The following is a 6,524-nucleotide window of genomic DNA, read 5'->3' as shown; positions in this document are numbered from 1 at the left end:
CTCGATCGGTAATGGTTTCATTATTGCTATTGATATACTTATCTTAACTGTACTCTATTAACCTGCAATCTGCTGTATGTTTGTTCCTTGCGGGCGTGCTATCGATAGCATACTGCTATTGTGCAACGCCCTCGATTTTGCCTCTAACGCTATGATTGCCATCCCGTGTGGGTTTAGCCCGGAAGATTACCTTGCCCTCAAACGCGATCGTACCGTCCGGCATGAATATCGGCGCGGCTTGGTGTACGCGATGGCGGGAGGTAGCGATGACCACAGCCGTCTCTGTATTGATTTTATAACTGCGATTAACCTTCTCCTGCGCGATATAGTTATGAAAAATCTATCTAACGACTTACAAAAAAATGGAAAAATGGTGTAAATTCCCACTTTTCCAAAATTTTATTTTTGTGCTGTTTCCTGGTGTTTTAACTCTTCTTCTTGCATCTGCAATAACTCGGGGACTGTTACGAAAATGTACCCTTCCTTTCTCAGTTGAGCAATAATATCAGGCAAAGCTTTTAGAGTTCTCGCTCGATTGCCACCGCCGTCGTGCATCAGCACAATGCCACCGGAATTTGCCTGCCTCATCACGTTGTCCATCAAAGATTCCGTAAGAGTGCGCCAATCAAAAGAATCAGCCGACCACATCACAACTGCATAATTTTTCTTTTGAGCGTAAGCTGCCAATCCATTGTTTAAAATGCCTCCAGGCGGGCGGAACATTGATGTTTGGATGCCGGTCAACTCCTTAATTAAGGATGAAGTGCGATCGATCTCACGAGCAGCACTGTCTTCGTTATACTGAAGGTATTCATGGCTCCAAGTGTGATTGCCGATCGCGTGACCGGCCGCTGCGACCTGTTTGCCAATTTCGGGAGAATTTTTCAGGTATTTTCCTACCCAGAAAAATGTAGCCTTAATATTATTTTCCTTGAGTATATCTAGGATTTGTGTAGTTGTTTTCGGCCAGGGGCCGTCGTCAAATGTCAGGGCGATCGCCTTGTGCTGGGAGTCAAGTTTCGCGTGACTAATGGTTGTACCTTGAAACTGCGACGGTACGGTTGATTGAAATCGGATTGCCTGCAATTGGGCTAGAGCATTTTGGGAAAATTCAACTCGACGGGCGATCGCCTCGGAAAATTTATTAATATTGGACATCGGCTGTTGTTCTTGGGACTGGGATACGGCCAAGACTTGTGCCTGAATCGGTTGCAAGGGCTGATTTGCCCGCAAGTTAATCGGCCATGTCACACCCAGCAAAAAACTTCCTGTGGCTGCCATAAAAGCAACGATGAAAGTTTTTCGCCGCCTCCACAGCAGTTTCAATTTTGTCACGTCCTTCTCTCCTTCACACCTTGCACAGTTAATTTGAGATTTTATGTTGATATCACGTTAATCCACTTAAGAGGATAATCTTAAATTGGACTGCCCCTAAAAATGCTACTGGAAATAACCTATCGCGGGGAAGTCCATCCGGATAAAAAAATTTAAGATTTGTACGCCTGAAATGCCCTAACGCATGAAAACGCGGGATGGTTGAACTTTTCCCCAGCCAGGGGGACGACGTTCAAATCGGATTCATGGCACGATATTCTTAGGGACTCAGATCGCATGGACCCGCGTCCCTACCTGACACTGCAAGTTGGTTTAACGTGAGATGTTGCACTATTATTAATAAGCCTTTCAAGGGCGGGCTAGAAGATCCCAACCCCTACTCCCCACAAGAAAATTTAGTCTTTGTGGAACAGGCCCAAAAGCCTCTGCAAGCGAGAATGGTGCAAGATGTGAGTTTAACCCGATTTGATATGAGGGCGATCGCGCGCCCCCAGGGTCGTAAAATTAACTTTTAGGGCCGATTCTCTCTTTGTACAAGCCGACAATCCGATCGATAACTTCAGCAACAGTCAGATTGTCTGTTTGAATTTCCACAGCATCGGCCGCTTTACGCAAAGGTGAAACCGCGCGGGTGCTGTCCTTTTCGTCCCGCAGGGCGATGTCTTGTTCCAATTGGGCCAAGCTAATATTAGCCCGCTCGGTATCTTTAAGTTCTAACAGCCGCCTGCGCGATCGCTCTTGTACCGAAGCGGTCAAAAAAATCTTCAGTTCCGCATCGGGAAACACGTTAGTGCCGATATCGCGGCCTTCTGCTATAATTCCGCCTTTTGTACCGCAGCGCCGCTGTTCCTCCACCAGAAACTGCCGCACGGCGGGAATTGCCGCCATTTCCGAGACGCGGGATGTCACTTCCAAACTGCGAATTGCCTCGGTTACGTCTTCGCCGTTAATCTTCAACATCTTTGATGCGGGATCGAGGTTGTATTCCAAATAAGTGGAACTGATTAATTCAGCGATCGCACATTCGTCGGAAATTGGCGTGTCTGTTTTCAATGCCAGCCAAGTCAGCGCCCGATACATCGCGCCGGTATCCAGATAAAACAAGTTCAAAGCTGTTGCTGCAAGGCGAGTTACGGTAGATTTGCCTGCTCCCGCCGGGCCGTCGATCGCCACAATGGGCCGACGATTCCTGAGAATTATATTGTCAATCAAACGAGTAGAGCCAACTCTGGCAGCCACGGCTAAAAGTCCCGCTGTTTCCACAACCTGCAACGGCGTCAGAGTGTCGGAATCGACGATTTCGGCGTATTCGAGCTTTACTGCGGGTTCTTCTGCGACTGTTGCGCGGGCTGCTGCGAGTGCGGCTGCTGCGGTGCGGTCGCCTGAAGCAAAAGTTTCCGAGGCTTGTTGCAGCGCGCGGTAGAGTACGGAGGCTTGCTGTTTTTGCTCTGCTGTTAAATACTGATTGCGAGAACTCATTGCCAGTCCCGACTCTTCGCGGACGATCGCACAAGCGACAATCTCTACAGGCAAGTTAAAATCAAAGACCAGCTTCCGAATAATTGCTAGTTGCTGGGCGTCTTTTTGACCGAAATAAGCTTTTGTCGGCTGCACCAAACTCAAAAGTTTAGTAACAATTGCCGCGACGCCCTGAAAATGACCGGGCCTTGCTTTGCCGCACAAAACCGATGTCATCGCCGGCGGCGGGACTACTTGAGTTAAGGAGGAAAGGTGAATCTCTATCTGTTTTTCGGCGGTTTGCTCTGTTTCTGCACGTGAAGCGAAGCTATCCCGTAGGGAATCGACCGCTTGGTTGCCGAACATTTGAGTTGCTGAGGGAGCAAATATGGCATCAACGCCAGCTTGTTTGCACAACAGCCGGTCTTGATCGAAATTCCGAGGATAATCTTGAAAATCTTCTGTCGGCCCAAATTGTAGCGGGTTGACAAAAATGCTGACCAGGGCGATCGCATTTTCTTGCCTTGCCCGCTGGATCAAGCTCAGATGCCCTGCGTGCAAAGCTCCCATCGTCGGCACCAAACCGACTGTCAAATGAGGTGCAGCAGATTTTTGTAAATTTAAGTAGCAGCGAAGTGCTGCAATGGTAGTAAACAGGCGCACCGGTAGAATCTCCTGAAGGCATTCGGCAGAATACAGAGTTTATTTGTCAGAATTTGTTCGACTTGACATCTTGCACCATCCTCAAGAACAGGTAAGATGCCTGTTCCACAAAGAATGGTGGAAGATGCCAGTTTTATTCTACTTTCTGCTTTCTAAAGTTCGGATAACTTTTGTATTCTGCCTTACACTACCGTTCAGCGTTCAACTGTTGTTTGCTGCTGCGGTTCGATCACTTCGATTTCCACTCTGGCAACGCCACTGCTCATCATTCCCAGTACGCTGGCGGCGCCGGCGGACAAGTCAATGAGCCGATCGCCGACATAGGGGCCGCGGTCGTTAATGCGGACGACTACGGTGCGGCCGTTGTCGAGATTTCTCACCATGACTCTAGTTCCAAAAGGCAAATTTGGGTGGGCTGCGGTCAAATCATTTTGGTTGAAACGCTCGCCGCTGGCGCTGAGGTTGCCGTCAAATCCGGGGCCGTACCAGGAAGCCCAGCCGCTGAGGCGCACTTGAACTGGGCCCAGAGACAGCACAGCGGGTTCTGGTTGCGGTTTGCCTGCGACTTCTTCCAGGGGTGGGGCGTTGCCCAGAAGCCGGCGGAGGCGATTGGTTGCTTGCAGGGCGTCTCGGCTAAAGTCGCTGGTGGTGTCGGGGAGGATGGTTTCGGCGTTGATGTTTACCAAGTCCTCACCGTTTGCCTGGATAATGTAGCGATCGCCTTTTTCCCACTTAACGGTAATGCTGTTGGGATCGATGTTGTTGCGGGCTAGCTGGTTGAGTCTTGCTGCTAAGCTTGATGCCCGCCAAACTGAATCGGGTTCTTGGTTGCTGTCGTTGCTGGCTATGTTTCCGACTTTGGGATTTTCTCTGGCGCCCGCTACTTTTGACGGACTGCTAGCACCGGCTTGGCTGTTGCCAGTTTCTCCCAAAGGCGTTTTTGTTTCCGGATTCGCGTTCAGAAAGGTGATGACTGGAATGTTTCGCACGTAGACTGTCGCTGCTTGTCGCCCGCCTAAGTCGTGGGGCTGAATTTTGGCGATCGAGTCTCGGGCAATTTCAGCTCTTGCTTGATACTGATACTGTCCGACTTTTTGCGCTTCGACCCGAGTAGCGTTTAACTGCCGGGACGGTTGGGTGGCAATTACTTGCTCGGAAACCTGAGAGTTTTGGTTGTCGGCACCTGTTGCTTGTGCGTGACAAGAGGATGCCGTTCCTACCACAGGAACTAACAGGACAGCGAGTAGACCACCAACAAATTTTTCCTTCATACGTCCATTTTTGTGAATAGCCATTGCCAACCGAGATTGGAGGATTGGCCATTTGGCGGCGGGCGTCAAGGATTTCTCTCTTGCCCTTCGCCATTCCCCCGTGAGTCAAAGCAAAGTATCCGGGTGCGTTTTTGCTTTAATGCTTCCGCGCAAAAAAAAATTGGCGGAAACTTCCCTGACACTTGACAACTCATACTCGATCCGCAATTTGTGTTTTGTTCACGAACTGCAACAGACTACCACAAACTTTTGTGGTTGGGGATCGCTGCGATCGCAATTTTCACCAAATCTTCATCAAATATTCTCAAAACCTTCTATCATAAAATCCTTTAGTTCCAGAGCTTACAGCCGTTTCAGCTATTCCAGAAAAATTTACAAAAATTTACAAAAATTTATTGTCTTTGGTGGGCTGCCGAATGGCTAGTGTGAAAAAAGCTGTTTGTCAACTGTTATGGGAATAAACTAAAAACTGGAAATCGATTTGGCGGACTTATGGATTATCGAGAAGCAGGTGTGGATGTTGAGGCGGGCAGAGCTTTTGTCTCGCGCATCGGGAGTATGGTCAAGAGCACGCACCGATCGGGAGTTTTGGGCGGATTCGGCGGGTTTAGCGGTTTTTTCAGCGTCCCGGAGGGTTTAAAAGAGCCGGTGATGGTTTCGGGTACTGACGGCGTTGGGACTAAGTTGAAATTGGCCCACAATCTCGATCGGCACGACACGGTAGGTATCGACTTGGTGGCGATGTGCGTCAACGACGTGCTGACATCCGGGGCCGAACCCCTCTTTTTTCTCGATTATTTAGCCACGGGAAAGTTAAATCCCGAACAATTAGCTGCGGTGGTGGCCGGCATTGCTGACGGTTGCAAGCAAGCGGGCTGTGCTTTGCTCGGAGGGGAAACGGCAGAAATGCCCGGTTTTTACCAAGCGGGTGAGTACGATTTGGCGGGGTTTTGTGTGGGAATTGTCGAAAAGAGCAAATTGTTGGACGGTTCGCGGGTGCGGGTAGGAGATGTGGCTGTGGGGCTGGCGAGTTCGGGCGTACACAGCAACGGTTTTAGTTTGGTGAGAAAAATTGCGGGCGATCGGGGTTTTGACTGGCATTCCCAACCGGAAAAGTTAGGCGGCAAAAGTTTAGGAGAAGTGCTGCTAACTCCGACTAAAATTTATGTTAAACCAGTCCTCGAAGCAATTAAGAGCGGTTTAGAAATTCACGGCATGGCTCACATTACGGGCGGCGGTTTGCCGGAAAATTTGCCCCGCTGTTTGGGAGCAAATCAATCTGTGAAAATTGACAGCAATAGCTGGCCAAGTTTGCCAATTTTTGAGTGGATTGCTGAAGCGGGCAAAGTGGCCACAGCAGATATGTTCAATACTTTTAATATGGGGATTGGGTTTGTGCTGTTGCTCGATTCCAGGGAAGTAGAACAGGCTGTTAAATGGTTTCAATATCAGGGAATTGGGGCGTTCGCGATCGGGGAAGTGATTGAGGGGAAAGGAGAATTGATTATGGATAATGGGTAATGGGTAATAATTATTAAGAAGCAATCCCAGGGGCTGAAGATTGCTTGGCTTTGCTTTTTTATGCACTAACAGACAATCTCAACCTGCATTCATTTGTGTAGATCTGCGGTTAAATTTATACTTTTGAAAGTAACCGCAGAGGACGCAGAGGAGATAGAGGAAGAAAGAGAAAAAGCAATTCACAACAGATGACTCGTTGGGTAGTAATGCATAGTAATGTTAAGCTGGTAAGCGAAGATATTCAACCATTGCAGACGACTCCATGAACTGTCCCAA

The 6,524-nt window shown here is 48.9% G+C and carries 5 protein-coding genes; 2 read left to right on the top strand and 3 right to left on the bottom strand.

The annotated features are described in order from the left end of the window. The first annotated feature begins 76 nt into the window (after positions 1 to 76). A complete protein-coding gene (locus QUA27_RS26905; protein ID WP_333072064.1) occupies positions 77 to 379 on the top strand; it encodes a Uma2 family endonuclease in 303 nt (100 codons plus the stop codon). Between the two features lie 20 nt (positions 380 to 399). Here QUA27_RS26905 and QUA27_RS26900 read toward each other — a convergent pair whose 3' ends face one another. The 3 genes from QUA27_RS26900 to QUA27_RS26890 form a co-directional block, all read right to left on the bottom strand. Then, the gene (locus QUA27_RS26900; protein ID WP_333072063.1) at positions 400 to 1,335 is read right to left on the bottom strand and encodes a polysaccharide deacetylase family protein; all 936 of its coding nucleotides are present in this window, start codon (positions 1,333 to 1,335) and stop codon (positions 400 to 402) included. A gap of 504 nt (positions 1,336 to 1,839) precedes the next feature. Further along, positions 1,840 to 3,456 carry a bifunctional pantoate--beta-alanine ligase/(d)CMP kinase gene (locus tag QUA27_RS26895; protein WP_333072061.1) on the bottom strand — a complete coding sequence of 539 codons (1,617 nt, stop codon included), beginning with the start codon at positions 3,454 to 3,456 and terminating at the stop codon, positions 1,840 to 1,842. 194 nt (positions 3,457 to 3,650) lie between these two features. Next, on the bottom strand, positions 3,651 to 4,751 hold the full coding sequence (locus QUA27_RS26890) for a septal ring lytic transglycosylase RlpA family protein (protein WP_333072060.1): 1,101 nt from the start codon (positions 4,749 to 4,751) through the stop codon (positions 3,651 to 3,653). 468 nt (positions 4,752 to 5,219) lie between these two features. On the opposite strand from QUA27_RS26890, the gene purM reads away from it, so the two are divergent. Further along, complete coding sequence (gene purM, locus QUA27_RS26885) at positions 5,220 to 6,248, top strand: phosphoribosylformylglycinamidine cyclo-ligase (RefSeq protein ID WP_333072059.1); 1,029 nt, start codon at positions 5,220 to 5,222, stop codon at positions 6,246 to 6,248. The last annotated feature ends 276 nt before the right edge of the window (positions 6,249 to 6,524 follow it).

Source organism: Microcoleus harperi Pol14_C6, from assembly GCF_036701295.1.
Lineage (GTDB): Bacteria > Cyanobacteriota > Cyanobacteriia > Cyanobacteriales > Microcoleaceae > Microcoleus.
This window is presented reverse-complemented; position numbering and strand designations above follow the sequence as displayed.